General features: G+C 72.7%; 17 protein-coding genes and 1 tRNA gene. 7 read left to right on the top strand and 11 right to left on the bottom strand.

The window, feature by feature from the left end; translation table 11 throughout:
- Positions 1 to 3 precede the first annotated feature (3 nt).
- A tRNA-Ala gene (locus tag AC0I8G_RS14510) sits at positions 4 to 76 on the top strand.
- Positions 77 to 324: 248 nt separating this feature from the next.
- Positions 325 to 1,887, top strand: coding sequence for a sugar transferase (locus AC0I8G_RS14505; protein WP_471730542.1), 1,563 nt, complete (start codon positions 325 to 327; stop codon positions 1,885 to 1,887).
- Positions 1,888 to 1,902: 15 nt separating this feature from the next.
- On the opposite strand, the gene AC0I8G_RS14500 is transcribed toward AC0I8G_RS14505, so the two are convergent.
- From AC0I8G_RS14500 to AC0I8G_RS14485, 4 genes are all read right to left on the bottom strand, one after another.
- Positions 1,903 to 3,108 carry a right-handed parallel beta-helix repeat-containing protein gene (locus tag AC0I8G_RS14500; RefSeq protein ID WP_471730541.1) on the bottom strand — a complete coding sequence of 402 codons (1,206 nt, stop codon included), beginning with the start codon at positions 3,106 to 3,108 and terminating at the stop codon, positions 1,903 to 1,905.
- 175 nt (positions 3,109 to 3,283) lie between these two features.
- Positions 3,284 to 3,745 (bottom strand): acyltransferase, encoded by a 462-nt coding sequence (locus AC0I8G_RS14495; RefSeq protein WP_471730540.1) that lies wholly within the window; start codon positions 3,743 to 3,745, stop codon positions 3,284 to 3,286.
- A 14-nt stretch (positions 3,746 to 3,759) separates the two neighbouring features.
- On the bottom strand, positions 3,760 to 4,611 hold the full coding sequence (locus tag AC0I8G_RS14490) for a glycosyltransferase (RefSeq protein ID WP_471730539.1): 852 nt from the start codon (positions 4,609 to 4,611) through the stop codon (positions 3,760 to 3,762).
- Positions 4,612 to 4,669: 58 nt separating this feature from the next.
- Positions 4,670 to 5,596 (bottom strand): right-handed parallel beta-helix repeat-containing protein, encoded by a 927-nt coding sequence (locus AC0I8G_RS14485; RefSeq protein WP_471730538.1) that lies wholly within the window; start codon positions 5,594 to 5,596, stop codon positions 4,670 to 4,672.
- Positions 5,597 to 5,806: 210 nt separating this feature from the next.
- Here AC0I8G_RS14485 and AC0I8G_RS14480 point away from each other — a divergent pair, with 210 nt between their 5' ends.
- Genes AC0I8G_RS14480 through AC0I8G_RS14465 form a run of 4 tightly spaced genes read left to right on the top strand, consistent with a single transcriptional unit; the run spans position 5,807 to position 10,068 of the window.
- On the top strand, positions 5,807 to 6,646 hold the full coding sequence (locus tag AC0I8G_RS14480) for a hypothetical protein (protein ID WP_471730537.1): 840 nt from the start codon (positions 5,807 to 5,809) through the stop codon (positions 6,644 to 6,646).
- A 7-nt stretch (positions 6,647 to 6,653) separates the two neighbouring features.
- Positions 6,654 to 8,003: an O-antigen ligase family protein gene (locus tag AC0I8G_RS14475; protein WP_471730536.1), complete on the top strand. Its 1,350-nt coding sequence runs from the start codon at positions 6,654 to 6,656 to the stop codon at positions 8,001 to 8,003.
- Positions 8,000 to 9,073: a glycosyltransferase family 4 protein gene (locus tag AC0I8G_RS14470; RefSeq protein WP_471730535.1), complete on the top strand. Its 1,074-nt coding sequence runs from the start codon at positions 8,000 to 8,002 to the stop codon at positions 9,071 to 9,073. The genes AC0I8G_RS14475 and AC0I8G_RS14470 overlap by 4 nt, the downstream gene beginning before the upstream one ends.
- Positions 9,070 to 10,068 carry a polysaccharide pyruvyl transferase family protein gene (locus AC0I8G_RS14465; RefSeq protein WP_471730534.1) on the top strand — a complete coding sequence of 333 codons (999 nt, stop codon included), beginning with the start codon at positions 9,070 to 9,072 and terminating at the stop codon, positions 10,066 to 10,068. Before AC0I8G_RS14470 ends, AC0I8G_RS14465 begins: the two co-directional genes overlap by 4 nt.
- Here the strand turns inward: AC0I8G_RS14465 and AC0I8G_RS14460 are convergent.
- From AC0I8G_RS14460 to AC0I8G_RS14440, 5 genes are all read right to left on the bottom strand, one after another.
- Entirely contained in the window at positions 10,047 to 10,934 is an 888-nt protein-coding gene (locus AC0I8G_RS14460; RefSeq protein ID WP_471730533.1) for a glycosyltransferase family 2 protein, read from the bottom strand. The two genes, AC0I8G_RS14465 and AC0I8G_RS14460, sit on opposite strands and share 22 nt — an antisense overlap.
- Complete coding sequence (locus tag AC0I8G_RS14455) at positions 10,927 to 12,531, bottom strand: lipopolysaccharide biosynthesis protein (RefSeq protein ID WP_471730532.1); 1,605 nt, start codon at positions 12,529 to 12,531, stop codon at positions 10,927 to 10,929. Before AC0I8G_RS14455 ends, AC0I8G_RS14460 begins: the two co-directional genes overlap by 8 nt.
- A gap of 144 nt (positions 12,532 to 12,675) precedes the next feature.
- On the bottom strand, positions 12,676 to 13,767 hold the full coding sequence (locus AC0I8G_RS14450) for a nucleotidyltransferase family protein (RefSeq protein WP_471730531.1): 1,092 nt from the start codon (positions 13,765 to 13,767) through the stop codon (positions 12,676 to 12,678).
- 59 nt (positions 13,768 to 13,826) lie between these two features.
- Positions 13,827 to 13,985: a lasso RiPP family leader peptide-containing protein gene (locus AC0I8G_RS14445; RefSeq protein ID WP_471730530.1), complete on the bottom strand. Its 159-nt coding sequence runs from the start codon at positions 13,983 to 13,985 to the stop codon at positions 13,827 to 13,829.
- Between the two features lie 23 nt (positions 13,986 to 14,008).
- The gene (locus tag AC0I8G_RS14440) at positions 14,009 to 14,158 is read right to left on the bottom strand and encodes a hypothetical protein (protein WP_471730529.1); all 150 of its coding nucleotides are present in this window, start codon (positions 14,156 to 14,158) and stop codon (positions 14,009 to 14,011) included.
- 191 nt (positions 14,159 to 14,349) lie between these two features.
- Here AC0I8G_RS14440 and AC0I8G_RS14435 point away from each other — a divergent pair, with 191 nt between their 5' ends.
- A complete protein-coding gene (locus tag AC0I8G_RS14435; protein WP_471730528.1) occupies positions 14,350 to 15,240 on the top strand; it encodes a hypothetical protein in 891 nt (296 codons plus the stop codon).
- On the opposite strand, the gene AC0I8G_RS14430 is transcribed toward AC0I8G_RS14435, so the two are convergent.
- Both AC0I8G_RS14430 and AC0I8G_RS14425 read right to left on the bottom strand, forming a co-directional pair.
- A complete protein-coding gene (locus tag AC0I8G_RS14430; protein WP_471730527.1) occupies positions 15,194 to 16,384 on the bottom strand; it encodes an asparagine synthase-related protein in 1,191 nt (396 codons plus the stop codon). The genes AC0I8G_RS14435 and AC0I8G_RS14430 overlap by 47 nt on opposite strands.
- A complete protein-coding gene (locus AC0I8G_RS14425; RefSeq protein ID WP_471730526.1) occupies positions 16,381 to 16,788 on the bottom strand; it encodes a hypothetical protein in 408 nt (135 codons plus the stop codon). The genes AC0I8G_RS14430 and AC0I8G_RS14425 overlap by 4 nt, the downstream gene beginning before the upstream one ends.

Genomic DNA, 16,788 nt, shown 5'->3' with positions numbered 1-16,788 from the left:
CAAGGGGCTGTGGCGCAGCTGGTAGCGCACCTCGTTCGCAACGAGGGGGTCAGGGGTTCGAATCCCCTCAGCTCCACCCTTCGGTACGAAGGCCCCCACCGGGTTCCGGTGGGGGCCTTCGTCGTTCCGGGGTGGTCGCGGAGCCTCCGGCCCGGACGTGTACCCGCTGTGAGGGGCTTGCGGCGAACGGGTGACTCCCGGCTACCATGGGTGGTGTCAGCTCATCCGTCCGTAGTGGTGTTCCGCCGTTCGGAGCGTCCGTCCGGGTGACTGGCGTCCCACACCGTCGTGGGGTTCCTGAGCGGACTCACGACGGGGGAGGTCATGGCGACTGAGGAAGTGCGGCTCCTGCCGACGCAGCGGCGTCGGCTCATCGAAGCTGACGCGAAGAGCAGGTCCGGCGACGTCAGCCAACCGTTCCTGCCGCGCTCCCGGCGCCGATCTCTTCCCGCGCGCCCCCGGGACGGACGTCGTCCCGTCTGGCAGCGCGAGTACGTCCGCACGATCGTCGTCACCGACCTCCTCGCGGCCGCCCTCGGTGCCCTGCTCGGCTGGGCCGTCCGCTTCGGTGACGTCGACCTGCACGTCGGGACCGCCAGCGGGATGTCCGTCGCCTGGACCATGGCGTTGCTCCCACCCGTCTGGATCCTGGCCATGCTCTTCTTCCGCGCCTACGAGCCGCGCTTCCTCGCGGTCGGGTCGGAGGAGTTCCAGCGGGTCCTGCTGGCGGGGACGACTGTCGTCGCCCTCGTCGGGACGGCGTCCTGGGCCTTCGACCTGGACGTCGCCCGCGGGTTCGTCGTCGTGGCCCTGCCCAGCGCCGGCCTCCTCACCGTCCTCGCCCGCCTCGGCGTCCGCCACTTCCTGCACGTGCGGCGCGCGGCGGGAGAGTGCATGCAGTCGACGCTCGTCGCCGGTCACCCGGCCGCCGTCGCCGCCCTCGTCCGCCAGGTCCGTCGTCAGACCGACCACGGTCTGCGCGTCGACGCCGCGTGCACCCCGGACGGGGTGACGTCACCGGAACTGCAGGACCTCGGCGTCCCCGTGCTCGGCTCGCTCGACGACATCGCCCCCGTGACCCGGGCCATGGACGCCGACGTCGTCGCCACCCTCACCTGCCCCGAGCTCGACGGCCCGGTGCTGCGCCGCCTCGGGTGGGAGCTCGAGGACACCCGGGCCGACCTCGTCGTCGCGCCGGCGCTGACCGACGTCGTGGGGCCGCGGGTCGTCATCCGCCCCGTCTCCGGGCTCCCACTGCTGCACGTCGACCGCCCGGAGCTGCGGGGGATCCGTCACCTCGGCAAGACCGTCCTGGACCGCGGCAGCGCCGCGGCCGGGCTGTTCGTCCTGACGCCGCTGTTCCTCGTGCTGGCCGCGCTGATCAAGTTCGACTCGCCCGGACCGGTGTTCTTCCGCCAGACCCGCGTCGGCCGCGACGGCCGCGAGTTTTCCATGGTCAAGTTCCGCTCGATGGTCACCGACGCGGAGAAGCTCCTGATCGACCTGCGTACGGAGTCCGAGGGCAACGGGCTGCTCTTCAAGATGCGCCGCGACCCGCGCGTCACCCGCGTCGGGGCGTTCCTGCGCCGGTACTCCGTCGACGAGCTGCCCCAGCTGTTCAACGTCCTCGGCGGGAGCATGTCGTTGGTCGGGCCGCGGCCCCCGCTGCCCGCCGAGGTCGCCGAGTACGGCGACGACCTGCGGCGTCGGCTGCTGGTGAAGCCCGGCCTGACCGGTCTGTGGCAGGTCTCGGGGCGTTCCGACCTCGACCTCGACGAATCGACCCGCCTCGACCTGCAGTACGTCGAGAACTGGTCGCCGGCCTTCGACCTGATGATCCTCGCCAAGACGGCGAAGGCCGTGTTCGGCGGGCGCGGGGCCTACTGACCCCGCCGGGTGGGGTCAGCGGGGGTCGATCGTGACCGCCGCGCCGGTCCAGCCCAGGACGTTGCCCGCGAAGACGATGTCCTTGCCCGTGGGCGCGACGATCGCGCCGTAGCGGCTGTTGTCGTCGAAGGTGTTGCCCTTGACGACGAGACCCGAGATGTTCGCGTCGCTGCGGATGTTGACGGTGTAGGAACCGCCGCCGAGGAAGTTCTTCTCGATGAGGACGTTCTTGAGCGACTGCTGGCCCGTCTCGGTGCCGATCATGATGGCGGAGTTCAGCGGGTCGCCGTTGTTGGACGGGTCCAGGGTGTTGTGGCGGATCACGACGTTGGCGCCCGAGGTGGTCTGCATCGCGTCGGAGTGCAGGCTGTCCTCGCGGGACATGTCGTGGATCCAGGAGTCCTCGATCGTGACGTTGGTGCCCCAGCGGGCGCCGTCGGCCGAGCCGTGGAGGTTCACCCGGCGCAGGGTGTAGTTGCCCCAGCCGATGCCGACGTCGGTGCCGGTCGCGTCGATCTCGGAGTCCTCGATGACGAGGTTCTTCGCGCCGTCGGCGACGTTGATCGCCAGCTGGCGGCCCTTGCGGTTGCAGACGACCTTGCTGTTGCGGATGGTGACGTTGCTGGCCTTCACGACGAGGCAGCCGTTGATCAGGACGCCGTCCACGACGGTGCCGTCGGCCGTGATGGTCAGGTCGCCGGTCTGGCTGCGGACGGGAGCGCCGCCGCGCAGGCCGGTGGTGAAGGCGTTGGGACGGCCGTCGCCGAACTGGGCGCGGGCGGTGCGGGTCGGGCGGTCGACGGTCGCACCGCTGCCGGAACCGAGGTTGGTGGAGGGGTCGACCACGCGGAGCGACTTCGCGACGCTGCTGCTGTTCTTCCCGCTCACCATCTTCGCGGTGAGGCTGATCCGGCCGGCGAAACCGGACAGGTCGACGGAGGTGGTGGCGGCCCAGTCGCCGTCGGCCAGCTGCGCGGCCTTCGCGGTGGCGCTGACGACCTTGCCGGAGACCACGTAGGTCACGGTGTCGAAGGCCTTGGGGGAGCGGGTGGTCATGTCGATCGTGCTCGCGGGGACGCGGGCGTTGTTCACGGAGGTGCCGTTGTAGGCGATCCACGGCGAGGAGCTCGCCGCCAGGGCCGGCGCCGGGGTCGAGGCGATGACCGCGGCGGTGCCGAGCACGGCCAGGGCGCAACGCCAGGTACGTCGGGTGGTGAACACGGGGTGCCTCCGCTGGGGTGATGTCTCGAGAACGTTGTCGTCCTCCAAGGCATCGGGTCGCGGGGCACCTCACCGCCATCCCCTCAGCGGGTGACGCGAACGGGTCGCCGAAGGCCGGTTCGCATCACCCTCCGTGAGCCGTTGCGTCCAGCCGGGCGCAGGCGTCACCCACCGCTCACGAAGCCGGTGCGGGTTGCTCCTTCTGGAGCCGTCCGTACGGACCGACGGTGATGTCGCTGCGGATCACCTTCGCCGGGGACCCCGCCACGATCGAGCCCGGTGGCACGTCCTTGGTCACCACGGCACCGGCCGCGACGATCGACCCGTCGCCGATCGTGACCCCCGGCAGCACGATCGCGCCGGCCCCGACGAAGCAGTTCCGCCCGATCCGGGTGTGCGTCTTCTTCGCCCGGGTCATGTCGTGGGCCAGGACGATGGCCTCGAGGGCCACGTAGCTGCGCTCCCCGACGTGGATGCCCCGGGGGAAGGTCTTGTCGAACTTCGCCGAGAGGCTGAACGTGGCCGTGGGGTGGATGTCCATGCCCCACACGCGGTTGAAGACGAAGCGCTTCGTCCCCACGAGGCCCTGGCGCAGCCAGCGCAGCTTGTTGAGGGAGCGTCCGGGTGGGGTGGGCACGAGGGGCCTCCAGGTCAGGCGGTGGGCGTGGGGCGTGAGGTCGTGTCGCGGTCCCAGGCGACGTCCGTACCGGCGGCGAGCCGCCGGCGGGCGCGGAGCCGGGTCAGCAGTCCCACCGCCGCGTAGACCGGGACCGCCGGCCACACCGCGGGCGCGGTGAGCAGGCGCCGACCGGCCGAGGCCGGGGCGGCCTGCGACCCGCTCGAGGAGGTCTGGGCGTGCTCGGCGACGCTGAAGCGGGCCCGGGTCTTGATCGCCAACAGGGCCTCGAGCGTGCGCGGCGGGTGGACGGTGAACCGCGTCCCCGCGACCCCGACCCGCTCGCCGGGGGCGAAGAGGGACCGCACGAAGGTGTCGTCGCCCGTCGCGGCCGGGAAGCGGCCGAAGCGCGCGCGTCCCGCCGCGGACAGCACGTAGACCCCGGAGCCGATGAGGTCGTCGGTGACGTAGGGGAGCGCGGTCCACACCTTGTAGTACGCGCGCACCACCGGGGAGGAGTGGGCGACGTCGACGTGCAGGCGCGGGGCGGCCGCCAGGGCCGGACCGTCGCGGACCACGTCGAGCACGCGGCGCAGGTCGTCGGCGTCGAGGGTGATGTCGGCGTCGAGGTAGGCGCGGGGGAAGGTCGTGGCCGCCGCGTCCCCGAGGTCGAGGGCGTTGGCCTTGCCGGGCACGTCGGTCTCGACGACGGTCACACCGTGGGCGCGGGCGCGTTCGGCGGTGTCGTCCGTGCAGGCGTTGGCGACGACGACCACCTCGAGGTCGCCGCGGGCGAGGTCGAGGCGCTGCAGGCAGCGGTCGATGACCGCGGACTCGTCGTGCGCCGGGATGACGACGCTGCCGGCGGAACCCACCCGATCGCTCACGCGCGCACCGTAGCAGTCAGGCCACTCAGGGTCGCCTGGCTACGACGAACGGGTGAAATCAGGGCTGGACTTCCTTGATCTTCGTCGTGGTCCCGCGGAGGTTGTTGGAGTCGTCGACGTCGACCTTCTCCTCGGGGGCGATGAGCGGCCCGTACCGGGCCGAGGTGCCGAAGACGTTGTCGCGCAGCACGATCCCCGAGATCCCGGCGTCGCTGCGGACGTTGATCGTGTAGTTGCCGCCGTCGAGGTAGTTGTCCTCGATCGTGATGTCGGAGAGCGTGCCGCTGTCCGCCTCCGCCCCCAGCTGGATCGCCGAGTTCAGCACGTCGCCGGTCGAGGTCTCGGTCGGCATCAACGTGTTGTGCCGGACGACGATCCCGGTGCCGCCGTTGGCCTGCAGGGCGTCGCTGTGGAAGTCGTCCTTGCGGACCATGTCGTGGATCCAGCTGTCCTCGATCGTGACGCCGCCACCGAGCCGGGGGCCGTCCTGGACGTCGTGGACGTTCACCCGGCGCAGCGTGTAGCCGCCCCAGCCGATCGCGACCTCCGTCGTGCCGGCGCCGTCGATCTCGGAGTCCTCGATCACGATCCCCTTGCGCGACCCCTCGATGACGATCGCGCGCTGCTTGCCCCCGCACGTCAGCTTCACGTTGCGCACCACCACGTTGCTGGCCTTGATGGAGAGGCAGCCGGTGATGTTCAGGTTCTCCACGACCTGCCCGTCCCGGTCCGCCGTGACCGGTCCCGAGTCCGTGAGCGCCGTACCCAGCGGGACACCGGTGTTCTGCGGCCCGGGGTAGCCGTCGGGGATGCCGAGCCCACGGGCCTGCTGGGTGAGGCGCTCGCGCTGGGCGGCGTTGCGGTCCTCCGAGGTCGAGGACCGGTCCGTGGAGGCGCCGCCGGAGCAGGCGGTCAGGGCCAGGGCCAGCGTGGCCAGCACCGGTCCGAGGAGTCGCAGGGGACGGGACGGGGGGAGCGGGAGCACGGTCACCTCTCGAGCGCGGACCTCGTCATCAAACCACGGCGCCGAGGACGCCCGATCGGCCCAGTCACTGGGGATGTTCGCTACGGACAGGTGATTGTGCAATGCTCTGCGTCGTCCAGCAGAGATGCCGTTCGGCGGAACGACGCGCTCTTCCCGGCCGAACGGCCCTCCGACCGGAACTGTGTGCTCGAGAGGCCGAGGAGACCGCCTGTGACCATCGGATCGCTGTCCAGGGTGCTGCTGCACCGCTGGTACCTGACCATCGTGGTGCTTGCGGTCGTCGTGTACTTCGCCCGTGGCGCCTGGAACCAGGCCGAGCCGGAGTACCAGACGTCCACGACGTTCCTGGTGACGCCGAGCGTCGCACTCTCCACGCCGAAGCCGGAGCTCCCGCAGGGGACGCAGCCCGGCCCCAGCAACCCGTTCTCGCTCTCCGGTGGCGCCACGACGCTGGCCCAGACCATCTCGACGTCGCTGAACACCGACTCCCTGCAGGCCGGCTTCATGGCTCCCTTCCCCGACGCTCAGTTCAGCGCCGCGGAGGCCTCGAGCACCTCGGGCAGCAAGACCTTCTTCACCGTCACCGCCGTCACCGCGACCCCCGACCAGGGCGGAGCGGTCCTGCAGGCGGCCCTCGGCGCCGCGGCGCAGAACCTGCTCGACGTCCAGCACGCCGTCCAGGCGCCGGACAACGCGCTCTTCATCGTCATCCAGTCCACCCCGGTCAACGGGCCGGTCGAGAGCTACCCCGACCGGGCCCGCGCCGTCGGCGCCGTCGGCCTGGGCGGCCTCGTCGCCGGGATCGTCGCCATCGTGCTGGTCGACCTGATCCTCTCCGGGATCGTCGGGGCGATCCGTCGCCGCCGTGACCGCGCGGCGGGGCGCAGCTCCACCCCCGGGACCGCGGTCGTCGACGGCGCACCGCTGAGCACGGAGGACCCCGCGGCGGTCGGGAGCACCGGCGCGGAACCGCGCATCGACGTGCGCGAGTCGAACGGGTCCAGCCGTGAGTCGCGCGAACGCGCGAGCTCCGCCGGCCCCCGTCCCTGATCCCCGCGTGAGCCTGGCCACGATCGGGCGCTCGGTCGCCCGCACCGTCGCAGACCCCACGCGGCACGTCCCCCACCGGCCCCGGCCGGTGCGCGTGTCGTGGCTGCCGGTCGCCGTCATCGCCTTCGCGTTCCTCGTCCCGGGCAACTTCGTGGTCCCCGGTCCGTTGCGCTCCAACGGCAGCCCGGCGCGCATCTTCTCGCTGGTCTGCCTCGGGCTCGCCGTCCTGACCTTCGTGGCCGCTTCCCGCCGCCGCAGCGACACCGACGTCCCGCGCTGGTCCGTGGTCGGGGGCGCGATCGCGCTCTACCTCGGCGCGGCGACGTGGAGCTACGGCGTCGCCGTGATGCACCCGCTGGACGCGGGGCAGTCCGCCGGTGCGCTGCGTTCGCTCATCGCGGTGCTCGGGGCCGCCGGGGTCGCGCTCTACGTCTGGATGCTCGTGCGCGACCGCGCCGACGTCGACCGCATCCTCGGCTGGATCGTCGTCGGGGCCACGTTCTCCGTCCTCGTCGCGCTCGCCGGGATGGCCGGGCTCATCCCCAGCTGGGCCTCGATCGCGCGGATGAGCGGACTCGTCGAGAACACCGCGACCCTGCGGGAACTGAGCCGACTGGACTTCACCCGGGCCCGGGGGACCAGCGAGCACCCCATCGAGTTCTCGCTGGCCACCACCGCGGCCCTGCCGCTGGCCCTGCACTACGCCCGCTACGCCGTGACCCGCACCGCCCGCGGCTGGTCCGCGTTGGCCTCGGTCCTGCTCGTCGTCGGGGTGCCGCTGGCTGTCTCGCGCACCGCCGTCCTCGGGGTCGTCATCGCCCTCGTCGTCGCGGTCTCGATCTGGCCCGCGGTCCAGAAGTTCGTCGCCGCGCTGGTCGGGGCCGCCGCCGTGGTCGGTTTCTTCGTGCTCGCGCCGGCCCTCGTGCAGTCGCTGGTGGAGATCTTCACGACCGCTCAGGAGGACAACTCCGTCACGGGTCGCCTCGACGACTACGTCGTGGTCGAGCAGTTGTTCCGCGCGAACCCGGCGCTCGGCCTGGGGATGGGCGTCTACCGCCCGGACACCGGCGGGAACTACCTGGACAACACCTGGCTGAACACGATCATCGGCGGGGGTGCGGTCGGGACCCTCGTGTTCGCCGCGCTGTTCCTGCTGGCCGCGGGCGTCGCCTGGGACCGCAGCCTCATCGGCCCCGACCCCGCGCACCGCAGCCTGAACCGTGCGCTGCTCGCCGTCCTCGCGGTGGTGCTCATGGGCTCGCTGACCAGCGACCTCACGTCGTTCCAGCAGCCCACGCTGGTGTTCATGGTCGTCCTCGGGGTGCTCGCGTCCCGGGCCGGGAAGGGAACTCCGTGACGCCACGGCTGCTGGTCCACCTCCACCCCGCCCCCGACCGCGACATGGTGAACCCCTACCTGTCGATGCTCGTCGCCGGGTTGCGCTCCGAAGGTGTCGAGGTGGTGGAACTGGGCACCCGGGAGTTCGACGACACCTCCGTCGTGCACGTGCACTGGCCCGAGATGCCCTTGAACGCGGCGAAGCTGCAGTGGACGCTGCGGCGGCTCAAGAACCTCTTCGCGGCCCTGGTGAGCGCCCGCCGCCAAGGCGTCCCGGTCGTCTGGACGGTCCACAACCTGCGGGCCCACGACGGTCGGCGGCCGGCTCTGCAGCGCCTCCTGTGGCAGGTCTTCCCCCGACTCGTCGACGGGTGGATCTCGCTGTCGCGCAGCGGGATCGAGCCCACCGAGGCCGCGTTCCCGGCGCTGCGCGGCAAACCCCGGGCCGTCGTGGCGCACGGGACCTACGCCGGCGTCATCGGACGCCCGGACCGCTCGGCGGCCCGCTCCGGGCTGGGGCTGCCGCAGGACGCCAGGGTCCTCGGACTCGTCGGTCGCATCAAGCCCTACAAGGGGGTCGAGGACCTCGTCGACGCCGTCACCGCGAGCACGGACGAGGACCTGCGCCTCGTCGTCGGCGGGGGGTGCGACGACGCGGCGCTGCGGTCCCGGCTGGAAGCGGTCGCCGCGCTCGACCCGCGGATCACGTTGCTGCTCGAGCGGTTGCCGCAGGAGCGGGTCGACGCCGTCCTCGCCGCCTGCGACCTCGCCGTGCTGCCCTTCCGGGCCGTGTTCAACTCCGGGTCCGTGCTGCTCTGCCTCAGCGCCGGCCGTCCCGTCCTCGCCCCCCGCACGCCCGTCTTCACCGAGCTCGCCGAGCAGGTGGGACCGGGGTGGCTGACGACCTTCGACGGCGAGCTGACCACGGCCGTGCTCGAGGACGCCCTGCGGCGGCTGCCTCGTGCGGGGGCGCCGGACCTCTCCGCCCACGAGTGGCCGGCCGTCGCGGCGGCGCACGTGGAGTTCTACGAACGGCTGCGCCACCGGGCCGAGCAGACCACCGACCAGTTCTCCGGAGGAACGCGATGACCGCCGACGCGGCCACCCACGTCAACGGCCTGCGGGAGCAGTTGCTCTCCACCCTGCGCGAGGTGCTGCCCGACGCGCCGCGCTGGACGGCGTTGGACTACCCCATGCACTTCAACTGCGGGGACGCCGCGTTGCACCTCGGTCTCGAGGCCGCCGCGGCGCACCTGCAGCGGCCGGTCGTGCGCGTCCTGGACCGGGTCTCCTTCCGACCGCACCTGGTGGACCCCGGTTCCCTCATGGTGATCCAGGCGGGGGGCAACTTCGGCGGGCTCTACCCGACCCACCACAAGCTGCGGATCCGTGTCCTGGAGCAGACCAGGGGCCGCGACCTCGTCCAGCTGCCGCAGTCGATCGAGTACGTGGACGAGGCCCACCGCGAGGAACTGCGCCGCGCCGTCGGCGAGCACGGTGCCTTCACCCTGCTGGTCCGCGACCGGCGCAGCCACGAGATCGCCGTGCGCGACTTCGACTGTCCCGTGCACCTCGTCCCCGACCTCGCCTTCGCGCTGGGACCGTTGCCGCGGCGCGCGGCCGTCGTGCCGCGGGTGGTGCAGGCGCGCACCGACAAGGAAGCCTCCCTCGACACCGTGGCGGGCGAGACCTTCGACTGGTTGCAGGCCCCCGCGACGAGTCGGTCGGCCCTGATGCTCCGGCTCGGCAAGCGGGTCAACGCCCAGCAGCGGCGCACCGCCTCGAGCGCCCTCGCCACCGTCAACCGCCGCGTGCTGCACGGCCTCGCGCAGGCCAACCTCGACCGGGCGGTCGCGCTGCTCTCGCGCGGGGAGCAGGTCGTCACCGACCGGCTGCACGGTCACGTGCTCTGCACCCTCCTGCAGATCCCGCACGTCGTCGTCAACGACAAGTTCGGGAAGATCCAGGCCCTCTACGACACCTGGACCGCTCAGGACCCCACCAGCGCCTTCGCCGCCGACTGGGACGGGGTCGAGGCCGCCCTGGCCTCGCTCGCAACGCCTCAGCCGACCCAGCAGCGGTAGGTCCGGGCCCCTTCGAGACGTCCCAGCAGCGTCGCGGCGCGGCAGATCCACCGGCCGCGCTGAGCCTCGTCGCGGGCGAGGTGGTGGGCGTGGCGCACCAGCCACTTCGCCTCGCGCGCCGAGCGGGAGGGGCGGCTGGGTCGGGCTCCCTGCTCGCGGAAGTCACGCAGCAGTCGGGCTTCGCTGCGTGCGTAGTGCCGGAACTGACGCGCGGTGCCCCGCAGATCCGTGCGGTAGCGGTAGTGCACGACCGCCTCGGGGGCGAGCGCGAGCTCGTGCCCCGCGAGCTGCAACCGCCAGCTGAAGTCGACGTCGTCACCGCCGGCCACGTACGTCTCGTCCCAGCCGCCGACGGCGAGGGCCGCGTCGCGGTGGACGGCGAGGTTGCAGCCGACGGCGTAGGGCAGGAAGTCCAGCTTCGTCGGGAGCCGTCCCGCCGGTGGACCGGGTCGCCAGGTCGTGCGGATCGCGTCGTTGACCTGCGTGGTCTCGTTCACCCCGCCCACCACCGCCGCGTCGGCGGCGGCCGTGACCAGGGCCCGCAACCACCCGGGGACCACTTCGTCGTCGGCGTCGCACACGGCGACGAGGTCGGCGCGGGCGGCCCGCAGGCCGGCGTTGCGGGCCGCGGACACCCCGCGGACGGCAGAGGCGTCCACCCAGTGCAGGTCCAGCCCGAAGGTCCGGGCCCAGTCCGGGACGCGCTCCCGCAGACCGTCGCTGCTGCCGTTGTCGGCGAGGAGGACCTCGAAGGGCGCCCCGAGGTCCTGCTGGGCCAGCGCCTTCAACTGCGCGTCGACGACGTCGACGACGTTCAGGCAGGGCACGACCACGCTCACCACCGGGTTCACCACGGGATCAGCCACGCGACACCTGCTTCCCGTCACGAACGTCCGCGACACCGGCGGGGGAGTTCTCCTCGAGGCTGGTCTCCAGCGTCTCGCCGTCCGGGGCGTCGCCCGCGGGGTTGGCGACGGTGCCGGGTTCGGGCGGGGACGCGGCGTTCTTGCGCCCGCCGCCACGGAGGCGGCGCAGGTCGCCGCCGAACTCGCGCACGACCGGGCGGGCGACCAGCAGCAGCGCCGCCACGTAGACGACGCCGGCCGTCACCGCCGCGACGAGCAGGCTGGCCCACGTCGGCAGCCCGCCGGTGAACTGCAGCTCCAGCATCACGACCCCGGCCATGATCAGGGCGGCGAGCAGGACACGCATCGGCTGGACCAGGCAGCGGTAGGGGACCCCGGCGACGCGGTGCAGCACAATCTGACGGATCGGCAGGAACACGGCGGTTCGGGCGAAGAGGGCCAGTGCGACCGCGACGAGGCCGTGCGAGGCGGTCAGGGCGGTGAGCCCGAGGTGGGTCGCGACGATGACGGCGACCAGGACGATCTCGGGACGGAGCCGGTTGATCGCCACGACGACCTGACGGTCGAAGTAGCTGAACACCCCGAGGACGGCGGTCAACGTCGTGATCTGCGCGACCGTCGCCGTCGTGGCCCACTGCTTCCCGAGGAGGAAGGGGATGAGCTCGGTGCTGGTGACGGTCAGGAACAGCATCGCGGGGAACATGACCATCCCCGCCGCCGTCATGCTCGTCTCGTACGCGCGGTAGAGCCGCGGGCGGTCGTCCTGCAGCTTCGCGAAGGTCGGCGTCGTGACCGAGCTGATCACCGAGGAACCGGTCTCCTGGATGATGCGCATCAGGCGCGTCGCCACCGACCAGTAGCCCAGCGTCGTGGCGCCGGAGATGCCCGCGAGGACGAACTCCTCACCACGGTCGCGGGCCTGGATCAACAGGTCGATGCTCAGCAGCTTCGTCCCGAACGAGAGCATCGCGCGCGACGTCGCGGGGTGGGGCAGCTGCTTCGGGAACCAGTGGGCCGAGGTCCAGATGATGACGACGCTGATGAGACCACGCAGCAGGGACTGCGCGACGAGGGCCCAGACGCCCGCGCCCAGCAGGGCGAGGACGATCGCGACGACGGACCCGCTCACGGTGGCGATCGTTCCGCGCACTGCGAGGGACTTGAACCGCATCTCGCGGCGGAGCAACGCGGTCGGCACGCTGTTCAACCCGGTCAGCACGACGCCCAGGGACAGGACCCTGAGCACGGGCGCGAGGGCGGGTGTGCCGAAGAGCGCCGACACGGGGGTCGCCAGCAGGGCCAGGAGGGCGGCGAGCACGACGGCGATGCCCATGCTCGTCCAGAAGGCGGTGCTCCGCGTGCGTTCGTCCAGGTCCTTCTGCCGGACGATGAACGTGGCGAGGCCGGAGTCGCTGAGCAGGGTCAGGACGCCGATCACGGACATCGCCAGCGCCACGAGACCGAACTCCGCCGGCTGCAGCTGCCGGCCGATGACGATGAAGGCCCCGGCCGTGGTGGCCCGTACCGTCCAGATCTGGATCGCCGACCAGAGAACGCCGTGGGCGGCCTTGGTGCGCAGCGACGGGGTGGCGCTCACCGGGTGAGCCTCCGGAACGTGTGCGGACGCGTCTTCCTCACGTCGTGGTCTCCTCCTGCCGAGTCGGGTTCGGTCCTGCGGTTGCCGGACCACCAGACATCAGCGTGTGGCGCGACGGAACTTACCGTGCGTTGCCGCAAGACCTCAACGAGTGGTGTCGTTCACCACATCGAGGAGGTAGCCCTCGCGTTCCGCGTCGACCACGTCGCTCAGCGCTGCCGGTCCCGCCGGAACGGCGGGGCGGGGAGCGGACGATCGCGCGAGGCGCCGCCGAGCCTCCGAGACCAGGACGGTCGCGCTGGTCCGGCCTGTCCCCGCTGTGCTCTGGTAGAGGACCGCCCCGTTGCGCGCCGCGTCGCCGACCACGTGCGGGGGGCGCACCGTCGTCGTCGCCGCGCCGAGCGCGAGCCACGGCGAGGACCCCGAGAGGGCGCGCAACGTCCGTCGGGGGACGGGCGCGTCCAGCAGCTGCCGCGCTCTCGCCAGCGCGAGGGCGACCGCGAGCCCGGTACCCGCCGCTGCGGTGGTCTCGCGGAGTCGTTCCCAGTCGGCCCCGGAGCTCGCGAGGCGCAGGTCGTAGGACCACAGCAGCCGCCACGCCCCGGACAGGCAGGCGTGCAGCGCGAGGTGGTGCAGCTGGTCCGTCGCGTCGAGCACGGGGGCCCGGGTGCCGAGCAGGGTGACCTCGCGGGTGCGCTCGAGCATCGCGTCGACGTCGACGGCGAAGCGCCGGCGACGGGAGGGGCGGTTCACCAGGTGCCAGTGCAGGTCGAGGAAGGTGCCGTGCGGCAGGGCGACGGCGATCTCACCGGCCCGGGCGGCGCGGATGCCGGCCCAGTCGGGGTCCATCGCGCGAGCGCCGATCGACTCCAGCGCGCGCAGGGCGTCGCCGAAGGCGGCGGGGGAGACGAGGACGTCGAGGTCGTGGAACTCCCGCGGTGCGCCGGCGTGGACGGTCGCCGCGACCGCGGGGCCCTTGAGCACGGCCCAGGGGAAGCCGGTGAGGGCCTCGGCGACGAGCTTCAGGTCGAGCTGGACCGGGAGCTGGCGTCCGGCCTGGGCGAACACGCTCGGCCGGGTCGCGGCGCGCAGGTGCGCGACGGCGGCGGCGTCGTCGGCGTGCTTGAGCAGGTGGTCGAGGGAGGGCCCGACCCGGTGGCGGTGCACCACCTCGGCGAGCACCTCGGTCTCGACCCCGGACGGATCGGCGGCGATGGCGCGCAGGCGGTCACGCACGAAGGTCCCCGCCGCGCGGACGCGGTGGGGACCTCGGGTGCTGCGCGGAGCGTCGGTGCTCAGGACGTGGTCGGGCAGTCGCAGGAGGAGACGGAGTAGAGGGGCTTGCCGGCGAGGAAGTCGCCGTCGCTCTTCTGCCCGAACTGCTTGCCCGAGAGCGTCAGGTCGGCGAGCGAGCCGAGGGTGGTCAGGGCGGGGGCCTGGTAGGGCTGGGTCACGGGGTCCTCCTCAGGGGTGGGCGTCAGGAGACGGTGTAGAGCGCGGTGGTGCTGCCGTCGTCCGCACAGAGGAAGTCACCGTCGCTGCGCGTGCCGAACTTCTTGTTCTGCAGGGTCAGCTCGGCGAGCGACCCCAGCGTCGTGAGGCGCGGAGCGGTGTAGTGCTCGGCCATGGTTGCCCTCCTGAGGCGTCGCGGTCCAGCGGTACTCGATGGCGGTGCGACCGAAACGTGACACTCGGTCGATCGAACGTTACTGCACCTGGGTCCTCCTTGGGCACTCTTCGTCAAGATCATCTCAACGGAGAGTAGGGACTTTCCCGGGTGGTGCGGCACGTGGGAGAACGGGCTGCTTGTCTTCTCCCATGACCACCACCTCCGGGGTGCCCGTCGCCTACGGACTCGCCCTGCCCGACCTGCGCGGGGCCGCGCACCTGCTGCACCCCGCCCGTGGCGACGAGACCCTCTGGCGCATCGAGCGCACCCGGGTCGAGGGGCGGACCCCCGTGGAGACCGCGGTGGACTCCCATCGGGCCGTGCTGGGGATGGACGGCGGTGACGTCGAGATCGACCGCGCGTCCGCGACGACGACGTTCCGGGCGAGCACCCTGCCCACCGACCTCGAGGTCGTGCACCCCCACCTGGCCTCCACCGCCGTCACCGTCGCCCACTGGGCGGGCCGGATCGCCCTGCACGCCGGTGCGGTCGTCGTCGACGGACGGGTCTGGGCGGTGCTGGGGGAACGCGGAGCCGGCAAGAGCACCGCGATGTACTCCCTGGTGGGTGCGGGCTACCCGCTGGTGACCGACGACGTCCTGGTCCTCGACGGCGCCCGGGTACTGCCCGGGCCGCGCTGCATCGACCTGCGCCGTCCCACCGCCGAGCACTACGGGGTCGGCGAGGACATCGGCGTCGTGGGCCGTCGCCAGCGCTGGCGGGTGGAACTGCCCGGCAGCGGCCGGGACGACCGCCTCGACCACGACCTGGAGCTGGCGGGCCTCGTCCACCTGGCCTGGGGCGACCACCTCGCCGTCACCGAGGTCCCCCTCGACCAGCGGTGGCCGGTCCTGCTGGAGGGTCTGGCGCTGAAGCTCCCGCCCGCCGACCAGCGCGGGATGCTGCGGCTGCTGGCGCTGCCGACGGTGCGGTTCCAGCGTCCGCAGCGCTTCGCCGAGGTCGACCGGGCGGCGCAGACCCTCGGTCGTGAACTCAGCCGGTGGGGTGCGCGGCGAGCCACGCCTGCTGCAGCAGGGTGAGGGTGTGCAGGTCCGGGGCCGGTGAGCTCCACTGCGCGTGCAGCGCCTGCGGGTCGACGAGGTCGGCGTCGACCCCGCCCCCGGTCCAGCCCCGGGCGAACTCGGCCGCCGGCCCGGCCCAGAACGCCCCGTTGAACCCGGCCTTCGTCTCGCGGGTGAGGAGTTCCCGCGGCAGCAGGTCGCCGAAGTGCGCGAGCAGTTCCCCGCTGCGACCGCGGGGGCCGGACCAGCCCCAGGTCGCCGCGGACGCGGCCAGCACGGGAGCCGCGGCGAAGGGGTGCTCGACGACGACGTCGTGGGCCTGCGCCATCCGCCGCTTGGCCCGGCGGGGGAGTTGCAGGACCCGTCCGGGCCACGTCCACGTCGCGGCGGCGACGTCCCAGCGCAGCGGCTGCGCCGCGGCGTCGAGGGCGTTGGCCCGCCGCAGTTCCCGCGCGGTGTCCGGGCGCAGCCAGTCGTAGTCGAGGTCGAGGTGGCGGCCACCGCGCCGGGCCCGCCACGACCTCGGGGCCGCGGCCGAGAAGGCGAGGTTCGGCAGCGAGCGCCACCGCAGCGGCGCACGACGGGCCGCGACCCGCACGACGGGGTAGCGCGAGACCGGCGAGAAGAGCTCGTCGCCGCCGATCCCGGTGAGCACCGACCCGCCGCGGGCCGCGGCGAAGACCGGTTCGTGCAGGTGACCGTTGAAGGGGGACAGCACCCCGTCGCGCCGCAGGACGGTGCGCGCGTGCGGGCCCAGGACGTCGAGCTCGTCGGTCCAGGTCGGGCGCTGCCACTCCTCCAGACCGAGGTGGCGCACGACGAGTTCCTGCCAGTCGTCCTCGTGGGAGTCCGCGACGGCCGGGAAGCGGTGGGAGTAGGGGACCGGGTCGGGCAGCCCCTCCCTTCGGGCGACCGAGGTCGCCACCGCGAGCACGGTGGAGGAGTCGCGCCCGCCGGAGAAGCTGACCACGCAGGGGCTGCGCCGCAGGGCGGGCAGCACGACGGCCTCCACCGCGGTGCGCAGCGGCGAGGGACCCTGCGACGTCGTCCGGGGGAGCAGGGGCAGGGGCTCGACCCCGGGCTGGGGCCCGAGGGGCATGCCCCAGCTGCTCTCCAGCGGGGTCAACCGCAGCAGGGGGTCCTCGGCGGGGGTGGAGCTCACCGCAGGGCCGGGACCCTCGTCAGTTCCCGGTAGGTCGCGCTCTCGTCCTCGTCGTGCCCGTCCAGCCAGGCGTGCGCCGCGAAGCCGTCCGCCACCGAGGCGGCGACGACGATCTCGTGGTGCTCACCGTGGGCCGTCAACCAGGCCTGCACGACGAGACAGCGCTGCAGGCACGTCGCCCCGCGCCGGCTCAGCACGGCCTCGACGGCGGCCAGGGCCCGGGGAGGCAGGTCCTCCGGGGGGACGACCCGGGTCCGCAACCCGTCCTCGGGCAGCACCCTGCGCACCTCGCGCAGCGAACGGTCGGCCCACCACGCCGCGCTCAGCCCACCCCCGCTGGCCAGCCGCAGTCGCCGGCCGACCCGGCGCCCGGTACGACGCAGCGCGCGACGGGTGGGGTGCAC

The sequence above is a fragment of the Kineococcus sp. AC630 genome (genome assembly GCF_979255925.1).
This window is presented reverse-complemented; position numbering and strand designations above follow the sequence as displayed.